The organism is Bacillus sp. OTU530 (assembly GCF_038440375.1).
The window spans coordinates 29,535-50,890 of sequence record NZ_JASATP010000043.1 but is presented as its reverse complement, the minus strand read 5'-3'; the positions used below and the strand labels follow the sequence as shown (position 1 = coordinate 50,890).

The window sequence follows — 21,356 nt, the reverse complement described above, 5'->3', positions numbered from 1 at the left end:
ATCATTTTAATTGCATGAATGAAAATATCACCAATTGGTACAATATAAGCAATTGCTGTTTGGTTTCCATAAAAAACAGCTCCAACAATAATACCTAGTACAAGTGCAACAAAAATTTGTGTAGCTAAGCCAAACTTTTTCATGTACATCCTCCTTGTTAACGCTTTCATTTAGAACTAATGAATCTGAAATCATCTTATAAACCGATCTACAAAAAACGACAAAAACCTTCAAAACTATTTTTAAAAAATTTAAGCGTTTACAGCTTTTATAATAAAAAAAAAGTTTTCTCAACTCATTCGCGGCCTTAGGCATAGCTTCTATCCCTTCTTTTATGGGGATCCTTCTCCACATCTATCAACTTAAGAAATAGGTTGTTCCTCAAAACAAAAAATCGGGCTAAATTCTCATAAATAACTATAGAGGGATAAAATCGCTTACCAGTAATGCACCTCCATTATAAAAAGGAGTTCCCATTCTTCCTTTAAAGAATGGGAACTCCTTTCTCTTTGTTTATTTGATAGATCCCATGGATCTGTTATATCTACAGAAATATTGATAGTTGCTTCTCTTAGCGCTTTGCCCCAATTTTACAATATTTATAATTTCCGCTCGATCCTCTTCAAATAAAGAATGCGACATAACACACGGCTCGAAATGGATCTAGAGTTCGTTATTTCCTCACTATCTAGATACTCTAGCTTATCAAGTGACGGAGGAATATAAAAACAATTGGCAAGCCCTCAGAGGAACCTTAAGTGCTAATAGTGTTTCTCTGAGGGCTCTTTTCATTTAATAATTAGGCAGGTGAACTGCCGTTTCGTTTATCGTCAGTACGATATTATTGCTTTGCTCTTTGAGGCTGTCCTTGACGTGCATAGTTTTTCTTTGCTTGCACAACTGGGTCCATCTCATTGGAAAACTCCTGGTTATGACCGTTTTGTGTTTTTTGTTCTGGATTGTTTTGCTTTGAGCGTTTCTTCATTGTTCCATTTCTCCTTTTAGTGAAGTGTGGTAATCATTTCATGCTGCATGTTGCGCAGTTGGATCAGCGCACGGTCAATCCGCTCACGCTGCTGTTCATTCGCATTATGCTCCATTTTTTCAAGAGCTATCACAGCTTGCTCAAGCTGCAATTGCGCGTCTGAATATTCCATCATATTGTAGTGCTCCTGTTGCTTACCTCGATCAAGCTGCTCCTTTGCATATTGCAATGCTTGCTCCGCGTTGTCAATGCATTGGTTTAACGAATCACGTGTCGTCATGCTTAACCCCCCTAATGTTTCTGTATATCACTAACTACCAAACGGCAGGATGCGCCGATGGAAGTCTCGTTTTATTATCTCCCATCCTGCAAACTATATGAGCCCGTGTGCTATAATGAATACTGTTTCCTTTTGAATGGATCGAATCGCTCACATAAATAGTACTTGCTCAAAGGAGGGACATTCGATGAATAACCCATTTCCGTATTCAACCGATAACAAACGTTATCACACATGGAACTACCATCTGCGCCAAACATTTGGCAGCAAGGTGTTTAAGGTATCATTAGATGCAGGCTTTGATTGCCCAAACCGCGATGGTACAGTTGCCTTCGGCGGTTGTACGTTTTGCAGCGCTGCCGGCTCTGGTGACTTTGCGGGTAATCGTACCGAGGATGTAATTACACAATTTCATACCATTAAAACGAAAATGCACGAAAAATGGAAGACAGGCAAATATATGGCCTACTTCCAAGCATTCACAAACACGCATGCCCCGCTCGATGTACTGAAGCGAACATTTGAACCTATTTTAGAAGAAGAGGGGGTTGTTGGCCTTTCCATCGCAACCCGTCCCGATTGTTTGCCCGATGATGTTGTGGAATATTTGGCGGAGCTTAATGAACGCACGTATTTATGGCTTGAGCTCGGTTTACAGACGGTTCACGAACGAACTGCTCAGCTCATCAACCGTGCGCATGATTATGAGACATATGTAAGAGGAGTGGAAAAGCTGCGCAAGCATCATATTCGAGTTTGCTCTCATATCATTAACGGATTACCTCTTGAAAATTATGACATGATGATGGAAACAGCGCGCGAAGTCGCAAAGCTTGATATTCAAGGCATTAAAATCCATTTGCTTCATTTATTAAAAGGCACGCCGATGGTCAAGCAATATGAAAAGGGACTGCTGGAACTCCTCTCCTTTGACGATTATATAAAGCTTGTCGTTGATCAGCTCGAAATTATTCCACCGGAGGTCATTGTGCACCGCATTACAGGGGACGGTCCGGCTGATTTAATGATTGGCCCGATGTGGAGTCTGCGCAAGTGGGAAGTGCTCAATACAATTGATGCGGAATTTGTACGCCGGGGCAGCTGGCAAGGAAAATTTGCGGAAAAGGGGATGAACCTATGAAGCTTGAACGCATTTTGCCGTTTGCGCGTACCCTGCTGCAAATGGCAGTAAAGGACGGAAGCTATGCGGTCGATGCAACAATAGGAAATGGACATGATACAGCACTTCTCGCCCAACTTGTCGGAGAAGCTGGAAAGGTGTTCGGCTTTGATATTCAGGAACAAGCAATTCTTAATACACAAGCTCGGCTTACTGAACAAAACTTGCTGAGCCGCGCGATATTGTTTCATGAAAGCCACGGCAGACTGCTAGAAATGCTGCCTGCCGATGCAAAGGGAAACGTAACAGGCGCTGTGTTTAACCTCGGCTACTTGCCAGGTGGTGATAAAAGCATCGTCACAAAGCCAAATTCAACCATTGATGCAATTGAACAGCTGCTGCAAATCATGGCTCCGGAAGGAATTATTGTGCTCGTGATTTATCATGGTCATGAAGAAGGACAAGCAGAGCGTGATGCAGTCGTAGAATTTGCGATGAATCTTGACCAGCAAATGGCGCACGTACTGCGATATGAATTTATTAACCAGAGTAACCATCCGCCTTTTATCATTGCGATTGAAAAGCGATAGTTAGTCAGGAGCGTATCTTACGTAAAAAACACTCGGTAAACGAATCGGCGCCGAGTGTTTTCTGTCACTGTAGAAAAGTATAAATTTCCAGCTAGCAGTGCAATTCGACGTAGCCGGAAATTTTAGGAATACAGTGTAAGTGCAGCTACGCCTCTAGCTTCTCCTAACGGCTCGCTAATCAGCGAGCTTCTTTCTACAATTTGTTTTAAATTGTCGATAACGTTTGAAACTAATGTACTCCTTTCTCCTAAGCCCGCATACGGTACAGCCTCGCATTCACATAAAAGAAATAGGAGGCAGCTCCGCCATATTTGACGATGCGACGCGCCATTTGCTGCATTTCTTTTTGCTCCGACACCTTTTGGTCAGACAAATAGATGCCAAGCAGCCCTTTGCTGATCAAACGGTGAAATTTTGAATGCGGTAAATCCTGTAGATATCTATCTGTTTCTTGCACAAAATGTTTTAGGCGTTCAAGCGTTTCTTCACGACTTTCATAATAGCTGCAAAAATTCAAATCGCCACCGAGCCGATCTTCCTCCTGATCAATAAAATAATCAAGCAAAATATGCAGTCCCTGCAAATAAGGGAAGTAGCCCTTTTTAATTTTGGTAATTTGTGATTCACTTAACTCATGATGGAAGGAATATGCTACTAAACAGAAAATACCGAGTGTTGAACCAGCACAAGCGGAAAACTCATACCAGCTCATCGCAGGAAGCTGTTCTTTATGTAGAGCAAACCATTCCTGAAGCCGCCCTTCTCTTTCTGTGAGAGCTACGTGCTTGTGCACCTGCAGGTCACAATAGTAACGAGCAAGCTCCTGCAATATGCCAGCTATTTTCGGATAATGCTTCGTATGCTGCAAAACGTCCTGGCACGTTCGGACGAGTGCCTCCAAATAACCGCCATCATTCTGATCTTCACGGAAGCGATAATAATTTTCTGTAGCGCTTCCCGGAGTAAGCGCATGAAGCATCGACTCATGTAATGCTTCAAAATCAAGCGGATCCAAGGAGGTACTGCGGTCGCATAAGTTATCTAAATAATCACTGATGGTTTGATAGGCAACAATAAAACGAACGCATTCATTCATCCCCGGGCCTGCCAAAATGGCAAGAATGCCGCCCCCCTCACAATGAAACGTTTTATGTTCAATGCTTGCGAGCGCCTGCTTACGCAGCTCCTCATTTGGAATACACTGCGCCTGCTCCGTCCATCTCATCAGCTCCTGGTGCACTGGCGGCATTACATTCCGATATACCTTCGACATAAGAGATATAGGATTTGTAGGAATCTTCACTTTACTTCACTCCTTTTACTACATGCACTTCAGTAAAAGCTTTCGCAAACGTAAAAATCTGTTCACGTTCATATTCATTAAACAATTCATGATAGCACTCTTTCCATTCCTTATACGCTTTATCACTGCTGTCCACTTCATTAAACCATTTACGTACTTGCATCCGGTCCACCAGTTTGTCCTCGTACGCCTGCATAATCAGGAGCGGAATATCCGGAAAGTTCAAAATCCTCTCGTGCGCAATCGAGACCGCTTTTTTCAGCTCAATAAACCAGCGCACCGATACCTTTTGCAAAAGTAAAGAATCGTTCTCCATAGCATCACGAATATCCCTATTGCGCGTTGCCATCTCGGCTGTTAATCGGGAAGAAAACTTCATTTTTGGTGCAAGCACATTCAATACCTTTGCTGCAGCCTTTAACGGCATAGAGGGCTCTGCCAATACTCCTAAACATGGCGAGCTTAAAATGATGCCCTGCACCCGCAGCTCGATTTCCTGAAGAAGACGAATGATAATCAATCCCCCCATACTGTGACCAAGCAAAAAAATAGGAAGATGGTAGTGTCCTGCTTCTCTAATCCATTTTCGCACCGTATGTATATATTCCTCAAAGCTGTTAATATGTCCTCGTTGTCTTGAAGATGTCCCATGCCCCGGTAAGTCCCCCATGACAACATGATAGCCGGCAGCTGTCCACATATCGGCAAGCGCTGTATAACGGCCATGATGCTCCATCGCTCCGTGAACAATTACCACAACAGCTTTGGCCGCTTCAGCTTCCCATTTCCACATGTGCATCCCCCTATTTTCATTTCAGGATATTGTTGATACACTAACAGTACATAAAAAGAAAGGCGGTTTCGATTGATGATCTATCCATATAAGGATAAATACCCAAGCATCGCAGACAGTGCTTTTATTGCTGATTATGTCACAATTACAGGAGATGTGACAATTGGCGAGTACTCCAGCATTTGGTTTAACACTATTATCCGCGGTGACGTGTCTCCTACAATTATCGGTGATCGTGTAAATGTGCAAGATTTATGTGTACTCCACCAAAGCCCAAGATGTGCACTCATCTTAGAAGATGATGTAACAATTGGCCATCAGGTTACTTTACATAGCTGCACAATCCGAAAAAACGCGTTGGTTGGCATGGGCTCTATCGTACTTGACGGAGCGGAAGTTGGAGAAGGTGCGTTTATCGGTGCTGGCAGCCTCGTACCGCAAGGAAAAATCATTCCTCCGAATACATTGGCATTTGGACGCCCAGCAAAGGTAGTCCGCGAACTAACAGAAGAAGATAAACAAGATATGGCCCGCATTCGTCGCGAATATGTAGAAAAAGGACAATTTTATAAAAGTGTACAAAAGAAATAAATCAATATAAAGAAAACTCGCCGATTGACAAGCCCTGCCTCCCGAACGAAGGCAGAGGCGTAGCCCTACTTATACTTTATTCCTAAAATTCCCCACTGCCTCGACTGAACTCTAGCTGGGAATTTATGCTTTCTTAAAGTGTAAGAAAAGCGGACATGGCCCGCCTTTACTCCCGAAGTAAAATGTTCTTCACCACGGAGGGCGCTTTTTGCCTTTTGTGGGGAAGGTTATTTTGCGGAAGGGAGTAAGCCGTGGAGCTAGACATCGATCTTATGTCCAACAAATTCTCTTCCCCTTTTCCCCTATCACTGTTTAGAAGCTGTCCACTATTTTTTACAATCCCTTATCACTTTCTCAACAAATTCTTATTACAATGGAAATGCAATACGAAATATACTGACATTAGGGAGGAGCTGCTGATGATAGCACGTTCTATCAACGCCTTATATGAAATAGAGTGTTGCATTTTCAAAGGAATTAACCGTTATTTTGAGCGAAAGGTGCTAAACATATACTTTCGCACAATCACACACGCGGGCGGGGCAAGATGCACCATTCTGTCTGTATTGCTCCTCATGCTCCTATCAAAGGGCACAATTCACAAAACGGCAATAGTAAGCATGGCTTCCCTTGCTATCAGCCATATTCCGGTGCAGATTTTCAAGAAGCTGTATCCACGAAAACGCCCGTATATGATGATTGTTGGAACAAAGCATCATTTGAATCCGTTGCAAGACCATTCCTTTCCATCCGGGCATACGACTGCTATTTTTTCGGTCGTCATCCCATTCATTGTTGATGTACCTGCATCCGTATTTTTGCTTCTTCCTCTTGCCTTAAGTGTCGGTGTATCTCGTATTTATCTTGGTCTTCACTATCCATCCGATGTGCTGGCAGGCATGTTTCTTGGAACGCTCACTGGCATTCTGTCTTACTTTCAAATTATACAACTACTGTAAGTGGGGAGGGCGTCTTATGAAAATCGCTATCTTTACTGATACCTTTATACCACAAGTAAACGGGGTTGCGAAAACATTAGAACGCTTCACAAGATACCTGCAGTGTAACGGTATAGAATACTATGTATTTGCGCCTGAAAATACCACCGAGGACAGCTTTGTTACAAATGTCAAAAAGATGAAAAGCCTTCCACTTTCTATCTATCCGGAATGCAGACTGGCGATTCCAAATCCAGTATTTATAAAAAAAGAATTGCAACGTTTTCAGCCTGACCTCATTCACATCGCAACCCCCTTCAACATGGGACTGTTTGGCATGTATTACGCGAAGAGGTTAGGAATCCCGCTTGTCGGATCGTATCACACTGATTTTGATGCTTACTTAAAATACTACAAGGTTGAGTTTCTCTCTCGCTTTCTCTGGAATTATTTACGCTGGTTCCATAGCTCTCTTCAAAAAACATTCGTTCCTTCCCATGAAACACTAAAACAGCTACAGAACAAAGGATTCCGGGACTTGCATATTTGGGCACGCGGTGTTGATTGTAACCTCTACCATCCACATTATGAGAAACAAACCGTGCGTGATACATACGGCATCGGAGCGAAGTATATTCTCTCATACGTGGGACGGATGGCTCCCGAGAAGGATATCGATACACTGACAGAAATTATTCAAAAAATAAACCAAACGCTTGGAGACTCTGTTCACTGGCTCCTCGTCGGAGATGGACCGCTCACAGAAGAAATGAAAGCAAATGTAACTGAAAACGTAACATTCACTGGCTATTTAAAAGGAAAAGAACTCGCGGCTGTCTACGCTTCCTCAGATCTCATGGTGTTTCCATCGGCAACAGAAACATTTGGCAACGTTGTGCTAGAATCTCTTGCTTCCGGTACGCCTGTAATTGGAGCGAACGCGGGGGGTGTAAAGAATATTTTGCAGCATGGCACAACAGGATATCTATGTAACCCAAAAGACACTGATGCATTTTGCGCTGCAATCGAGGATCTTCTCGATTCTGGTCCCATAATTGAGAAGATGGGACAATCCGGACGAGAATACGCCTTGTCACAAAATTGGGATACGATTTTCGAAAAGCTTCTCGGTCATTACAAGGATGTCATTCAAGCACCTCAAAATAAATTGTTAGCATAGTTAAAAGCATGTTCATTCAATTCTTTTCTCAATCAAGAAAACTCGCCAATTGGCAAAGATAGAGGCACAGTTGCACTTATATTATATTCCTAAAATTCCTATCTATCCAAGTGATCTGACTCCGAGCTGCAAATTTATACTTCTTATAGTGCAGAAAAGCAAAGGCCGCTCACCTTTGCTTTTTATTAATTATATTCTAATTTTCTCCAGTTGATATATGCCGTCAATGCTACAATCACTGAGGCTATACTCACAATCATACAGGTTGCCACTGCGCCATATTCCCTGCCGTAGTACGCTTCGATCGTATGCTGTAACGATATAACATTCACGATAATAGAAGAAAGTAAATACCCGAGCGTCGCTAAATCAATATGGGTAAATTGATCGGTAGCGTACCAAACTGTCAAAACTAACAGTACTGTTATAACAAATGAATAAAACCGCGCTTTTGAATAAAACTTGCGCTCGATTATATTCATGTCGTTTCCCCCCTTATTTTTGAAAGCCGCCTTGTTGCCTTCATTATACACATGAGTGAGCAGAATCACTGTGACGCATGTCACATATTTATTTGACAATGTAGTGACAGTTGCCCTTACCTAAAGTTTCATACTACGGCAAATTCACTTCTAGCTGGAAATTTATACTTTCTTAAAGCGAAAAAAAGCAGCTACCATTAGATAGCTGCTGCTTATTCGATATTACAATATGAAGTTGGGCAATTTTCACAATTAATCTCCTGCTTCAAATACTCTAAATCATGAATGATAATTTTTCTTCCTTCAAAAGAAAGAATACCCATCCCCTTCAATTCATTTAGAGCACGGTTCACACTTTCCCGAGTTGTTGAGCTGAAGTTCGCTAAATCCTGATTCGTCATTTGTACATCAAGTAATATACCGTTTTCTACTGGTACACCGTAGCTATTGGTCATACGAATTAAAGTGGAATAGAGCGCTCCCTTCTTTCCATACAAAACAAGGTCGCGGAACTTCGTATGCTGCTTACGAATATGATCCGTCATAACAGGCATAAAATCTGCTGCAAACAACGGATTTGTGAGCAATTCTCTTTCGATTGCTTCATTCTTGATGGCAAGTACCTCACTATCCTCAAGTGCACGTGCGCTAAACAAGTATTTTCAGTTTTTCGCAAAAATCATAAGCTCTCCCATAATGGAGCTTGGTCCGCACAGACGCAAACAAAGCTGCTTTCCATCACCTGAAAGCTTATTAATTTGAAATTTCCCTTTTAACACCACAAAAAATCGATCTCCATCCTGACCTTCTTGAAACAAATGAGCTCCTTTTCTTACCTTCAATGTTTGATAGGCCAGTTTGGATAAACAGTCTACACTTTCGGTGCTCAAAACTGTCGGCATTGATTTGCTCCCTTCTGCACGTTATCCAAAATAACGCTGATAGATAGAACGAGCTTCTGTAACATCCTTCGTTCCATGGATAAGCACTCTGCCATCACGGAACAGGACAATACGGTGCCTTTCCAGCTGCATCATAGCCAAATACGGATTGCTCTGTATATTATGTCCAGAACGCTTCAGGTGCGAAGCGAGCTTTTCTAACTCAAACGGCTTCGTTCCCCGCAGCTGAACTGTATCTCTGCCACATAAAACAGCCGCCTTGCTTCTATCTTCTTCCGTTAAAGCCGGATACGTTCTTTCTTCTCCACATGACGGACATTTCTTGCTCTTTCGCTTCCCGACACGTAAAAACATATGCTCATTATTCCAAATATCGAACAAAGCCAATGACGGTCGCACTGCTTGCATATTTCCAGTCAGTATTTTTAAAGCTTCCGCTGCCTGATAAGACACTGTCATACCAATAGCAGGACCGATTACACCCACGGTATCGCACGTTAAACTATAGGATGGAAGATGCGGGAGCAAACAGCGAAAACAAGGCGTTTGTCCCGGAATAATTGTCATCGATAGCCCATAGCTACCTGTACAAGACCCGAAAATCCACGGTATATTGTATGCTTGCGATGCATCATTAATGAGAAGACGTGTTTCAAAGTTATCCGTTGCGTCTATCATAACATCGAGTCTCTGTTCGCACATAGTGTTAATTTCATCAGGTGTAAGATCTAAGACATGCGTTGTAATCTCTACCTCGCTATTAATGCGGCTGAGCCTATTTCTCGCCGCAATTGCTTTTGGCAATCCTTGCTCAGCATCACGTTCCTCGTACAGCTGCTGCCGCTGTAAATTGCTCCAATCTACATAATCACGATCAACAATTGTAATTTTCCCCACACCTGCGCGGACAAGCATTTCAGCATTACCGCAGCCAAGAGCACCAGCTCCAACAATGAGCACATGTGCCTCCCTCAACAATTTCTGCCCCTGCTCTCCAATTGGTGAAAAAAGTGTTTGCCTTGAATATCTATCCATGCAGGTCACGCCTTTAACCGTTTATAGTCACCATTTTTCCCGCCTGTTTTCTCCATTAAATAAGTCGGACCAATGATAATCCCCTTATCAATCGCCTTACACATATCATAAATCGTTAACGCACAAACAGAAGCTGCTGTTAAAGCTTCCATCTCTACCCCCGTGCTGCCTTTTGTTTTCACGAAGGATTCAATATGCAGTTCGTACTCATCGTCCCGCTCCTCCCAATGAAACGAAAGGTCTACTCCCGTTAAAGAGAGAGGATGGCACATTGGAATGATGTCTGCTGTTTTCTTTGCACCCATAATTCCAGCAACTTGTGCGACGGATAAGACATCTCCTTTTTTCACTTCACCCTTGGTCATTTTTTCATATACTTCCTTAGACACAATGACACTCGATGCGGCGTGTGCTGTACGTGCTGTTTCATGTTTTTCGGAAATATCCACCATGCGTGCTTTTCCTTCCGCATTGAAATGTGTAAATTCACTCATCTTTTTTCCCCCTTATCCCCCGCTTACCGGTGGAATCAGTGCCACTGTATCACCAGCTTGAATAACATCCTCATCATCAGCAAATTCTTCATTTACCGCAATCATGATGCTTTTCGTATCCAAGAATTCGTACTTCTCCTCCAGCTGCTTTCTTAAATCTGCTACTGTTATTGAATTTTCCTCTATTTGCAAATCACGTGTGCCGAATTGCTCACGTAAATGAGCGAATAATAATACTGTAATCATCCTTCATTCACCTCAGGCTTGCCATTTTCATATGAAATCGTTCCTTGCTGATTGCCGATCCAGAGCTCGCCATCTTCCCAATGCTCCTTCTTCCAAATTGGAACCATTTCTTTAATCCGCTCAATCGCATACCGGTTTGCTTCATATGCATCGGCGCGATGAGGAGAAGACGTAGCAATCACAACCGCTGCTTCACCAATTTCCAAGCGGCCAACGCGATGCACAATTGCAGATTTTGCTCCTGGCCATTTTTCTGCTATTTCCCTGCCGATTTGCTCCAGCTTCGCCTTTGCCATTGGAACATACGCTTCATATTCCAAATATAAAGTTTTTCTGCCCTTCGTAATCTCGCGCACCGTACCGATAAAATTTACAACCGCACCAGCATTTCGGTGCATCACCTGCTCCGTTACCTCCTGAGCAGAAATAGGAGATGCTATAATTTCAAACATGCCTCTTCCTCCTTAAATAGCCGCTCATCCATGTACAATACAGTTCCTCCTCCTGAACGGAGAAAACAGGAAAATCGCTCTCAATTGGTATCCACGATATAACCGCAATAACATTAGAAAGCCGTAATAACTTCCGATCTTCCTCACTGCGAATGCAGACAATTTTTTCATACGGCTTCTCTTTATATCCTTCTATGAGCAACACATCGATGTTAATGGAATCGCATAGCTCTATCCACTGCTCTAATTGAAATTGTTCATCCTGAATCGTTATCGCAAATGTTCCGTCTCCCTCTACCGCAGCAGCAAGCGAACCCGCATGCATATGACGTGTCGAATCCTTCCCCTCAGGAAGGGCTGGTTTTCCGCCATGACCGTGATGCTTAAAAGAAGCAACACGTAAGCCCTCCTTCGTCAAAGAAGAGATAATCTGTTCCGCTACTGTTGTTTTGCCGCTATTTTGATAGCCGGCAATTTGCAAGATGACAGGTCTCACTTCCATTCCCTCATACCATCCTGCCCCTCAATCAGCACAACCTCAACCATGCTTCCTGCCTGCCAGCCTCTTGTACCGCCCGGCAGAACCATAAAACAGTCCGCTCCTGGGAGTGAGGAAACAATATTAGATTTATCCTTCCCTGATGGTTGAACGTACAAGCGGCCTCCCTCAAAGGACAGCTTGCTTCTCACAAACCGCGTAAATGGGTTCGCCTTTAACACATCCTGCTTTAGCGTTGCCTCTACTTTTTGCAAATAGACATTCTCCATGCCAAGCATCGTCCGAATTACCGGTCTTGTAAACAATTCAAATCCAACATAGCAAGCGGATGGATTACCTGATAACCCAAAGAGAAGCTGATCTCCTAATACCGCTGCCGACGTCACACTTCCTGGGCGCATCGCAATTTTATTAAATAGAAGCTCTGCACCAAGCTCCTTATAAACAGCTGGTATATAATCAAAATCCCCAACAGAAACACCGCCTGTAGTCACGACAATATCTGCTGCCTTCAGCGCTGCTCGCACCGTCTCTAACGTTTGTTCAAATGTATCCTTCACAACGCCGAAGGAAATCGGTTCAGCACCGCTGCGGAGCGCCTGCATGTAAAGCATAAAACCATTGCTATTGCGGATTTTCCCTGGCATAAGTGGTTCATCTGTGCCAAGAAGCTCACTTCCCGTTGCAATAATCGCAACCTTGGGCTTCCGGGTAACAGGAACCTTCTCATATCCAAAGGTCGCTAATAACGCGATAACGCCAGCATTAATATACGTCCCTTTCGTAAGGAGACGCGTTCCTTCTTCTATATCTTCTCCAACGCTGGAAATATTTTCGCCTTCTTTAAGCTTTCGTTTTAGCTGAACGAATATCTTCCCATCCCGCTCCTCTTCCTTTGTAAGTTCACGCATAATTACAGCATTTGCCCCGTCAGGAACAGCACCGCCTGTCATAATTTTGACTGCCTGTCCTTCTTGCAATGTACCATGCCACACATCACCAGCAGCCACAATCCCGAGGAGCTCCAGCCAAATTGGATTGTGTTCTCCTGCTTCCTTAGTTGAACTTGCCCGAACCGCATAGCCATCATACGGAGAACGAATAAACCAAGGAACCGGGTGAGGTGCATACACATCACGGGACAACACCCTGCCCGCACTCGCTGTTAATTCTATGTATTCTTCTTCTATTTGTTTTGGAAACTGCATCAGCTTTATCAACGCTTCTTCAATCGGAATTGGCTTTCGAAACAGTGTCACTAGAACCACCCCTTTGTCCTATTTGTATTGTATTATCTTTTATCTCCTTAGCCAAGAAAACATCCTATCCCATGCTTATGAAGACGGGAGCGTTCGGAATACGTGCATTGATTTACTTTTGCACGTATTATCATTTAAATTTCTTGCTATGTCGAGTTCGCTTCTAGCTGGCCCTTTATCCAATCTTAAAGTGTAAAGAAACAGCCGATCCCTTCATACGAAATCGGCTCATGGTAAATTCATATAGTCTTCCTTCGTGTTCACATTTACGAACGCTCGCGTGTCTATTCCTAGCCTTTCCTCTTTCACGTACGCAACTGTGCATAGAGAAAGAAGCTCCTTCATGCTTCGTTTACCTTCTTGTAAAAGCAACCCCAGCTTCTCTTTTACACTTTTGTGATAGCATGCGAACAATGGTTGTATCCGTCCCGCTACAATCGGAACAACCGCATCCACGTTTTCCTCTACTCTGCCGACTATTTTCATTATAATTTCATTTGTTACAAGCGGAACGTCACAAGGCAAGACAATATACCAATCGCCGGCTGATGCTTCCATTCCGGTTAAAATACCAGCAAGGGGCCCCATCCCGCTATACTCTTCCAAATCCTCGCGGACAACAACCCCAGGTAGATGAACTAGTTCCTTAAGATGACTAATCACGACAATTTCATCTACGCTAGGCTGCAGCGCATCAATAGAATAGGTTAGAAATGACTTCCCCTTCCAATGTTGAAGCGCCTTCGGTTCCCCAAATCGGTGTGACTGTCCGCCAGCTAAAACAATGCCAACCGTCCTCATTGACGGTTCAATTCCCATACAACATGCCCAAGTTCCGGCAAAACAAGCTTATTCATCGCAAGACGGACAGCACCTGTAGAGCCTGGCATGGAAAACACTGCCTTTCTATCAATCGTACCGGCAATCGCACGGCTCATGATCGCTGCACTGCCGATATCCTCCGTGTAACTTAGCATCCGAAACAATTCGCCAAACCCTACAATTTCTTTCTCAATGAGTTCACGCACTGCCTCAATCGTTACATCTCTTCGCGTAATACCTGTACCGCCGTTTGTAAGAACGACATCAATATGAGGATCATGGCAGCCGGACAACACAGCCTGCTGAATGCTTTCTTTGTCATCTGTTACAATCTCGTAAGCACCGACAGTTATCCCGTTCTCTTCCAGCAGTCCAATCATAGCAGCGCCGCTTTTATCCGTTTCCTTTGTTCTTGTATCCGAAATTGTAATCACCTTACAGCGAACATGCTCCGCTCCTCGTCTTTTATGCTCTTGTACGCTCATACACTATCCCCTTCTTACCCGCCGATATACGACATTTCAATCGGCTTTCTTTGTTTTCCTTGCTCATAATAGGAGGACCGCTCCTCAGAATAACGATCATCACGCTTTTCCCATGTCCCGCATATTGTTGCAAACAGTTCCTCATCTGAAGCACCGGAACGGATAAACTCACGAAGCGGCGTGCCCTTTTCGGCAAACAAACATGTGTATAGGTGACCATCAGCCGATAAACGTGCACGTGTACACGAAGAACAAAAAGCTGCGGATACAGAAGAAATAAAACCAACTTCTGCTTGAGTACCTACATAACGATACCGCTTCGCTACCTCTCCTGCATAATCAGGAGCAATAGGCTCAATCGGCGTCTCGCTATGAATCATATCGTGAATTTGTTTGCTTGTAATTACCTCATCAAGCTTCCAATTATTCGTTGAACCTACATCCATAAATTCAATGAATCTAAGTGTAATTCCCTTTTCCCTGAAGAAATGGGCCATCGGCAATATTTGCGAATCATTCATACCTTTTTTCACGACCATGTTAACCTTGACTTTTAACCCGGCTTGCACGGCTGCCTCAATTCCTTCTAATACTCTCTCGGAACGAACACCTACTCCGTTCATCTTCGTAAATATATCATTATCGAGCGCATCAAGGCTCGCATTAATCCTTTGGATACCCGCTTGCTTTAAAATCGGTGCATATTTCTTTAACAAAAGACCATTTGTTGTAAGAGACAAATCCTTCACTCCATCAATTGCTGCAAGCATCTCGATGAGCACGGGTAAATCCTTGCGAAGGAGAGGCTCTCCTCCAGTCAAGCGAATCTTTTCTACACCAAGGCGGACAAATTGTTTGGCAAGCCGAGTGATTTCCTCAAAGGTGAGCAGTTGCTCACGCGGCATAAAACAGTGATTCGGACCAAATTCCTCAATCGGCATACAATAAATGCAACGAAAGTTACAGCGGTCTGTCACTGAAATGCGCAAATCACGGAGCGAACGTTTATGCGTATCCTGTACTTTTCTCTCTTCCATCGCAGCGCTCTCCTTTCTGTCACTCTTACTCTTGTTAGAACATCTTTTATTGTAACGCTGAAACGTTAGAAATTCCAACATAAACGTTGTAGTTATTAAGAAAAGCGGCTACATCCCGCTTTTACTCCCGCAGTAAAACATCCTTTGCATAAAATGCACGGCTTTAGCGAAATTAATCCTTCATGGAGGCTTTCCCTTTATTTTCACCACAGAAGGCGCCTTTTTCCTTTGGTGTTGAAGTTATTTTGTGAAGAAGTAAGCCATGGGAGCTAGATAGCAATCCAAAAATCCCCTTTTTGTTGCGTGAGAAAATCTGACACACCCCCACTATATTCCTAAGATTTCCGACTACGTCGAATTGGCATCGGGCTAGAAATTTATGCTTTCTTACATTGAAAAAAAAGGGAAAGAGTACTTCTTTCCCTTTAGCATTAACATTTTATTTTCGCATTCCTCCTTTGATAGAAATACCAATTTAAACCAAAGGAAATGATATAAAAGACGATAAAAACGTAGAACGCTGTTGCATGTGTTCCTGTCGTTTCTACAGACCATCCAAACAATTTCGGAATAAAGAAGGAGCCGTAAGCTGCAAACGCTGCTGTGAATCCTAGTACTGGTGCAGCTTCTTTAACAGGAAAGATGTTTGGAATCATTTGGAATGTAGAGCCAGAACCAATACCCGCTGCCACAAATAATACAAGGAAGGATGCTAAAAAGCCATTAAAATCCTTTTGAGCCAAGAAATGAATAACGCCTAGCGCCCCGATTGTCATCACAACAAGCGTAAATGCCGTTACTCTAGAGCCGCCAAATTTATCAGAAATCCAGCCGCCAATCGGACGACCTGCTGCTGCTAACAATGCACCTAAGAAGGCAAGCGATAATTTTTCAGGGAATTGTGCTTTTAATAATAACGGAAATGCTGCAGAATACCCAATAAAGGAACCGAATGTTGCAACGTATAACCAAGTCATAATCCAAGTATGTTTACGCTTTACAATCACAAATTGTGCAGCTGGAGATTGCTTCACCCCCGGAACATTATCCATTCCGAGCAATGCTGCAAGCGTTACAATGATAATTGGAATGACCCAAATAAATGCTGCATTTTGCAGCCAAAGCTCTTGACCATTTTGCAATACTTGCCCTTCGCCGCCAATTGCTGCGAATGTGCCTGTTGTAATAATTAAAGGTGTAACAAACTGTACGACGGAGACACCCATGTTTCCTAGACCGCCATTAATACCAAGTGCTGTGCCTTTTTCTTTTTTTGGGAAGAAGAAGCTAATATTTGCAACAGAAGAAGAAAAGCTTCCGCCGCCAAGTCCACAAAGCGCTGCTAATAGAAGCATAGTGGAATATGGCGTGTCTGGATTTTGCACCGCCACTCCAATTCCAATTGCCGGAACTGCGAGAATAGCTGTAGAGAATACAGTCCAGTTACGTCCCCCAAACTGTCCCACACCGAACGTATATACGAAACGAAGTGTTGCGCCGACAAGGCCCGGAATTGCCGCTAATGTAAATAATTGCTCTTGCGAAAAGGCAAAACCGATATCATTTAATCTTACTGCAACAACAGACCAAATTTGCCAAACAATAAAAGAAAGCATTAACGCTGGAACAGAGATCCAAAGATTTCTTGTCGCATGGCGCCTTCCTTCCGCTGCCCAAAATGTTGGGTTTTCAGGATCCCAGTTAGCACCGATACGACCTTGTTTTTTCTTAAACTGTTTCTCTACAACAGTGGCCATATACATTCCCCTCTCTGCATTTGAGTTATTTTCATTTCAATTTTGATAGTATGGAGTGCGCTCTCTATGCTTTTATCTTATAGTGGTTGCAGAAAAAGAAATGTGATATTTATCACAAAATCAGGCTTACCTGTGACCATGTTCACAGAATATTCATCACCAGTAAGCCATAATAAAATTACAATAGTAATGAAGGGGGCTTTACGATGTTAAAGACGAGAATTACATATCAGACTGGCAATCCCGCGGAGTATATCCAAGCGCTTACCACAAGCGCTTTAGATAAATTGGTTACGATAGAGGTACGTGAGGAAACGAAGGAGGTTTCTGTTTCTTTTTCCGAAAAGCTATCATACGCACAATACGCCTTAATCCATCGTTTTCTTATTATACTGGCAGAAAAAATAAATGGACGCATCTTCGATAAAGGCAGCATGCTCGGCTATTTGCAAGATGGCACCCCTGCTTACATCGTAACAAACTGGGATGAGTGGAGCCGCTTTTTACATGAGAAAAAATTGCACTCCTCTCAAGGAGAATATGTCCATGTATACGCGAACAGCGAACTTCTTGAAAGCGGTATTTTATTGGAGTATGAAATGAGCAAGGAAGGAGAGGCATTTGCAATTACAAGCTGCACATTACTTACTTCAGAAGGGGAAGCAACCCTTCATGGGGAGGCGCTTGTATTAGAGGCGGAGCAGAGATTTTAAAGAAAACTCGCTGACTGGCGAGCCGGTAGGCGAAGACAGAGGCGAAGACAGAGGCGTAGACAGAGGCGTAGACAGAGGCGTAGACAGAGGCGTAGTTGCACTTATACTTTCCTACAGTGTAAAAAAATCCCCGCCAAGCGGGGATTTTCATCGGTTCTATAAATAAAACGATTTACATCTGTTTCTTCTTAGCCTTTTGCATAACAACGATCAAATAAAACATAGCTAAAAAACCAACTACTCCAAATCCTAGGGAGAGATAATCCGGTGTTTTAAAATTTTGTCTATTTGTTATCCATTGATAAATCGATTGAAGTGGAGCAACCGCAACAATCACTAATACAATCCAATAACCATAGCCAGAGATTTTCTTCATCATACACACTCCAATATTAGCTATACATTAGAAGCCCTTTTTTGCTTACCAGGTCCTGCTTTTCATAATACTGTAAATATTTAAAAAGGACTGTCCCATTTAGCAGGAACAGTCTTTCCTTTCATTCATGCTCCCGTAATCTTAGCTGCTGCAACGTCTCACGTAACATGGATGCAATATTATCATCTGTTACTCGAAAATATAAGCTGCACAAAAACATCTTGATGTTTTGCGTTACAATATCTCGAGCCGGCTGCACTGCCTCTTCTAGCTCAACAAAGTTTACAATCCAAGCTGCCATATACATTTCATTAATAAGTCCCTTTTCCCAAAGCGCAAGTACCACACGTACAAAATGCTCATCTTCGAAATGAGCATACACTTGCTCTCCCTGACACACCTTTTCCTTAATCACCTCTAACATCGCATATGCAAGAGATGCCTGCTCCTTTGTTAAACAACGAGCAATTGCAGCAAGAGCATCAGCTGCCTGCACAACAGCCTGTGCTTTTCCTTTTTCTTTTATATATCCTCTTACATCTTGTTCCAAATACAGATACTCTATCATTTGCTCGGCAACACTCTCTAGCTGCTCCTCTGATAAAAACGGATCACGTTCATGAAAAGATAGAATAGCAGCCAAAATAGAAGCAGAAGCAGCTCGCCGAAACACAGAATCTGTTCCATCCTCACCAATTCCATACAATAAATAATCTGGACTTAACGCTTGAAGCAATAGGCCTCTTAGCTCCTTATGACGAAACACCCCGTTTGCAATCCAGCTTGCTAACACCTCATAAATCAACTCACGGAAATCAGCATCAGTTGAACCAATTTCCTCCATAATTATTTGCGTATACGGATAAGCATCCGTATCATCAGGCACCGCGTACCTGTGATCTCGAATGAGGCGAAGCTCAGACTGTACAGTATCTTGTTCCATTTTTATCTCCCGCCCTTTACACAATTGTAGATCGATCTTTGCTATGTATAACACCTTTCAAGCATATAACATACAGCCAGAACAATGCTACTCGTTTCACTAAAGAAAACCCGCCGACTGGCGAGCCCTGCCTTTGGTCGAAAACAGAGGCGTAGCCCTACTTATACTGTATTCCTAAAATTTCTCACTACGTCGAATTGGCTTCTAGCTAGAAATTTATACTTTCTTAAAGTGTAATAAAAGCCTTGAGTCACGTTCTTTGACCCAAGGCTTTTCACACATATGTGATGGAATTGTATCCGAATGCACTTGTCATTCTGCTGTTGCTCTCTAGTTTATAGCTGTGTATCATATATCCTCGTATCATACATCCTTTGTATTTGTACTTTATGTACAACAGAATGCATAATTCTTTCATGTTCGGATCCTTTGGAGGTAGTCCAAACCACCCCGCTTAAGAATACACTCAGACAAAGCAGCCAAAACAAACACGCAATTTTATTAATCATTGCAGTCCATCCTTCCTTTCCCCTTTACACTGGTTATGCTCCACAAAGGGAACGAACAGAAAATGCATCTGCAGGCTTATTGTTTGAGGAAAAGAAACGATGCACTCATTCCTTTTTTTCACAACTACAGGGAACCGAACAGCCCGTGTTGATCGTGTAGCTGATTGACGTAGCTCTACTTATACTGTATTCCTAAAATTTCCGGCTACGTCTCACTTCTAGCCGGAAATTTATACTTTTTCAAATAAAAAAGACCCATGCGCTGCATAGATCTTTTTCATGATTATACCCCTGCTTGCTGACGAAGCGTATCAGCTTTGTCTATACGCTCCCAAGTAAGGTCAAGCTCGTTGCGGCCAAAGTGACCGTACGCTGCTGTTTTCTTATAAATCGGGCGACGTAAATCAAGCATTTTAATGATACCTGCTGGACGAAGGTCAAAATTTTTACGAATCAAATCAACCAATACATCCTCAGACACTTTTCCTGTTCCAAATGTATCAACAGAAATAGATACTGGCTGCGCTACACCAATCGCGTATGCAAGCTGTACTTCCGCTTTATCCGCAAGCCCTGCTGCTACGATGTTTTTCGCAACGTAACGAGCGGCATATGCTGCAGAACGGTCTACCTTTGTAGGATCCTTACCGGAGAACGCACCGCCGCCATGGCGAGCATACCCGCCGTATGTATCAACAATGATTTTACGGCCTGTTAAACCAGCATCCCCTTGCGGTCCACCGATTACGAAGCGGCCTGTTGGGTTAATAAAGTATTTTGTATTCTCATCAACAAGCTCAGCTGGAACAACTGGCTTAATTACATATTCTTTAAGATTACGCTCGATTTGCTCATGCGTTGCTTCTGGATGGTGCTGCGTGGAAATAACGATTGTATCAACGCGAACCGGCTTTCCATTTTCATCGTATTCAACCGTTACTTGTGTTTTACCGTCCGGACGAAGGTACGGTAATGTATCATCCTTGCGCACTTCTGTTAAACGGCGGGATAACTTGTGTGCAAGAGAGATTGGAAGAGGCATAAGCTCTTTCGTTTCGTTACATGCAAAACCAAACATTAAACCTTGGTCACCAGCACCGATTGCTTCGATTTCTTCGTCAGACATAGAGCCTTCACGCGCTTCCAGCGCTTTATCTACACCCGCTGCGATATCAGCAGACTGTTCATCGATAGAAGTTAATACCGCACATGTTCCAGCATCAAAGCCGTACTTTGCACGAGTATAGCCAATTTCACGGATTGTTTCACGAACGATTTTTGGAATGTCCACGTATGTAGAAGTTGTAATTTCACCAGCTACTAGCACTAAACCTGTTGTTACCGTTGTTTCACAAGCTACACGTGCGTTTGGATCGTTTGTTAAAATCGCATCCAAAATAGAATCTGAAATTTGGTCACAAATTTTGTCCGGATGCCCTTCGGTTACAGACTCGGACGTGAAAAGACGACGCTTGTTTGTCATTGGTAAACCTCCCCTAATCTATTATGTACGGAACTCATCCCTAAATTAAATTGTCATACGACATTCTTAAAATTCCCAAGAA

The 21,356-nt window shown here is 43.0% G+C and carries 24 protein-coding genes and 2 pseudogenes; 6 read left to right on the top strand and 20 right to left on the bottom strand.

Annotation, left to right across the window (positions count from 1 at the left end; translation table 11 throughout):
• The 3 genes and pseudogenes from AAHB12_RS23795 to AAHB12_RS23785 form a co-directional block, all read right to left on the bottom strand.
• Positions 1-143, bottom strand: a pseudogene (locus AAHB12_RS23795) (glutamate:protein symporter); the annotation flags it as partial.
• A gap of 698 nt (positions 144-841) precedes the next feature.
• Positions 842-985 carry a glycogen biosynthesis protein GlgD gene (locus AAHB12_RS23790; RefSeq protein WP_129730597.1) on the bottom strand — a complete coding sequence of 48 codons (144 nt, stop codon included), beginning with the start codon at positions 983-985 and terminating at the stop codon, positions 842-844.
• 16 nt (positions 986-1,001) lie between these two features.
• Positions 1,002-1,265, bottom strand: a complete 264-nt coding sequence (locus AAHB12_RS23785) for a DUF2524 family protein (protein WP_129730599.1) — start codon at positions 1,263-1,265, stop codon at positions 1,002-1,004.
• A 187-nt stretch (positions 1,266-1,452) separates the two neighbouring features.
• On the opposite strand from AAHB12_RS23785, the gene AAHB12_RS23780 reads away from it, so the two are divergent.
• On the top strand, positions 1,453-2,406 hold the full coding sequence (locus tag AAHB12_RS23780) for a TIGR01212 family radical SAM protein (protein WP_342047482.1): 954 nt from the start codon (positions 1,453-1,455) through the stop codon (positions 2,404-2,406).
• The gene (locus AAHB12_RS23775; RefSeq protein WP_129730603.1) at positions 2,403-2,975 is read left to right on the top strand and encodes a class I SAM-dependent methyltransferase; all 573 of its coding nucleotides are present in this window, start codon (positions 2,403-2,405) and stop codon (positions 2,973-2,975) included. Before AAHB12_RS23780 ends, AAHB12_RS23775 begins: the two co-directional genes overlap by 4 nt.
• A gap of 247 nt (positions 2,976-3,222) precedes the next feature.
• On the opposite strand, the gene AAHB12_RS23770 is transcribed toward AAHB12_RS23775, so the two are convergent.
• On the bottom strand, positions 3,223-4,278 hold the full coding sequence (locus AAHB12_RS23770) for a tetraprenyl-beta-curcumene synthase family protein (protein ID WP_342047479.1): 1,056 nt from the start codon (positions 4,276-4,278) through the stop codon (positions 3,223-3,225).
• Position 4,279: 1 nt separating this feature from the next.
• Complete coding sequence (locus AAHB12_RS23765; RefSeq protein ID WP_129730607.1) at positions 4,280-5,071, bottom strand: alpha/beta hydrolase; 792 nt, start codon at positions 5,069-5,071, stop codon at positions 4,280-4,282.
• Positions 5,072-5,146: 75 nt separating this feature from the next.
• Between AAHB12_RS23765 and AAHB12_RS23760 the strand changes: the two genes are divergently transcribed.
• The 3 genes from AAHB12_RS23760 (at position 5,147) to AAHB12_RS23750 (ending at position 7,780) form a co-directional block, all read left to right on the top strand.
• Complete coding sequence (locus tag AAHB12_RS23760) at positions 5,147-5,662, top strand: gamma carbonic anhydrase (protein WP_342047478.1); 516 nt, start codon at positions 5,147-5,149, stop codon at positions 5,660-5,662.
• A 419-nt stretch (positions 5,663-6,081) separates the two neighbouring features.
• Positions 6,082-6,621, top strand: a complete 540-nt coding sequence (locus AAHB12_RS23755; RefSeq protein WP_342047476.1) for a phosphatase PAP2 family protein — start codon at positions 6,082-6,084, stop codon at positions 6,619-6,621.
• A gap of 16 nt (positions 6,622-6,637) precedes the next feature.
• Positions 6,638-7,780 (top strand): glycosyltransferase family 4 protein, encoded by a 1,143-nt coding sequence (locus tag AAHB12_RS23750; protein WP_342047474.1) that lies wholly within the window; start codon positions 6,638-6,640, stop codon positions 7,778-7,780.
• A 185-nt stretch (positions 7,781-7,965) separates the two neighbouring features.
• On the opposite strand, the gene AAHB12_RS23745 is transcribed toward AAHB12_RS23750, so the two are convergent.
• From AAHB12_RS23745 to AAHB12_RS23690, 12 genes and pseudogenes are all read right to left on the bottom strand, one after another.
• On the bottom strand, positions 7,966-8,262 hold the full coding sequence (locus AAHB12_RS23745; protein WP_342047473.1) for a hypothetical protein: 297 nt from the start codon (positions 8,260-8,262) through the stop codon (positions 7,966-7,968).
• Positions 8,263-8,474: 212 nt separating this feature from the next.
• A pseudogene (locus AAHB12_RS23740) lies at positions 8,475-9,164 on the bottom strand (Crp/Fnr family transcriptional regulator).
• 21 nt (positions 9,165-9,185) lie between these two features.
• Positions 9,186-10,199, bottom strand: a complete 1,014-nt coding sequence (locus tag AAHB12_RS23735; RefSeq protein ID WP_342047471.1) for a ThiF family adenylyltransferase — start codon at positions 10,197-10,199, stop codon at positions 9,186-9,188.
• A gap of 5 nt (positions 10,200-10,204) precedes the next feature.
• A complete protein-coding gene (gene moaC, locus AAHB12_RS23730) occupies positions 10,205-10,693 on the bottom strand; it encodes a cyclic pyranopterin monophosphate synthase MoaC (RefSeq protein ID WP_129730630.1) in 489 nt (162 codons plus the stop codon).
• Between the two features lie 12 nt (positions 10,694-10,705).
• Complete coding sequence (gene moaD / locus AAHB12_RS23725) at positions 10,706-10,939, bottom strand: molybdopterin converting factor subunit 1 (RefSeq protein WP_129730632.1); 234 nt, start codon at positions 10,937-10,939, stop codon at positions 10,706-10,708.
• Positions 10,936-11,391, bottom strand: a complete 456-nt coding sequence (locus AAHB12_RS23720; protein WP_129730634.1) for a molybdenum cofactor biosynthesis protein MoaE — start codon at positions 11,389-11,391, stop codon at positions 10,936-10,938. The genes moaD and AAHB12_RS23720 overlap by 4 nt, the downstream gene beginning before the upstream one ends.
• Positions 11,384-11,893 carry a molybdopterin-guanine dinucleotide biosynthesis protein B gene (gene mobB / locus AAHB12_RS23715; RefSeq protein ID WP_342047468.1) on the bottom strand — a complete coding sequence of 170 codons (510 nt, stop codon included), beginning with the start codon at positions 11,891-11,893 and terminating at the stop codon, positions 11,384-11,386. The genes AAHB12_RS23720 and mobB overlap by 8 nt, the downstream gene beginning before the upstream one ends.
• Positions 11,884-13,149: a molybdopterin molybdotransferase MoeA gene (locus AAHB12_RS23710; protein WP_342047467.1), complete on the bottom strand. Its 1,266-nt coding sequence runs from the start codon at positions 13,147-13,149 to the stop codon at positions 11,884-11,886. The genes mobB and AAHB12_RS23710 overlap by 10 nt, the downstream gene beginning before the upstream one ends.
• A 228-nt stretch (positions 13,150-13,377) precedes the next feature.
• On the bottom strand, positions 13,378-13,950 hold the full coding sequence (locus AAHB12_RS23705) for a molybdenum cofactor guanylyltransferase (RefSeq protein WP_342047491.1): 573 nt from the start codon (positions 13,948-13,950) through the stop codon (positions 13,378-13,380).
• Complete coding sequence (locus AAHB12_RS23700; protein WP_342047465.1) at positions 13,947-14,456, bottom strand: MogA/MoaB family molybdenum cofactor biosynthesis protein; 510 nt, start codon at positions 14,454-14,456, stop codon at positions 13,947-13,949. The genes AAHB12_RS23705 and AAHB12_RS23700 overlap by 4 nt, the downstream gene beginning before the upstream one ends.
• Before the next feature lie 14 nt (positions 14,457-14,470).
• Positions 14,471-15,493, bottom strand: a complete 1,023-nt coding sequence (moaA, locus tag AAHB12_RS23695) for a GTP 3',8-cyclase MoaA (RefSeq protein ID WP_342047464.1) — start codon at positions 15,491-15,493, stop codon at positions 14,471-14,473.
• Positions 15,494-15,924: 431 nt separating this feature from the next.
• The gene (locus AAHB12_RS23690) at positions 15,925-17,250 is read right to left on the bottom strand and encodes a NarK family nitrate/nitrite MFS transporter (RefSeq protein ID WP_342047462.1); all 1,326 of its coding nucleotides are present in this window, start codon (positions 17,248-17,250) and stop codon (positions 15,925-15,927) included.
• Positions 17,251-17,456: 206 nt separating this feature from the next.
• Here AAHB12_RS23690 and AAHB12_RS23685 point away from each other — a divergent pair, with 206 nt between their 5' ends.
• Entirely contained in the window at positions 17,457-17,963 is a 507-nt protein-coding gene (locus tag AAHB12_RS23685; protein WP_342047461.1) for a hypothetical protein, read from the top strand.
• A gap of 172 nt (positions 17,964-18,135) precedes the next feature.
• Here the strand turns inward: AAHB12_RS23685 and AAHB12_RS23680 are convergent, their stop codons facing one another.
• The 3 genes from AAHB12_RS23680 to metK all read right to left on the bottom strand — a co-directional run bounded on the left by AAHB12_RS23680 (position 18,136) and on the right by metK (position 21,274).
• The gene (locus AAHB12_RS23680) at positions 18,136-18,342 is read right to left on the bottom strand and encodes a hypothetical protein (protein WP_342047459.1); all 207 of its coding nucleotides are present in this window, start codon (positions 18,340-18,342) and stop codon (positions 18,136-18,138) included.
• 118 nt (positions 18,343-18,460) lie between these two features.
• Complete coding sequence (locus AAHB12_RS23675) at positions 18,461-19,282, bottom strand: DUF2785 domain-containing protein (protein WP_342047457.1); 822 nt, start codon at positions 19,280-19,282, stop codon at positions 18,461-18,463.
• Between the two features lie 792 nt (positions 19,283-20,074).
• Positions 20,075-21,274: a methionine adenosyltransferase gene (gene metK / locus AAHB12_RS23670; RefSeq protein WP_129730656.1), complete on the bottom strand. Its 1,200-nt coding sequence runs from the start codon at positions 21,272-21,274 to the stop codon at positions 20,075-20,077.
• Positions 21,275-21,356 lie beyond the last annotated feature (82 nt).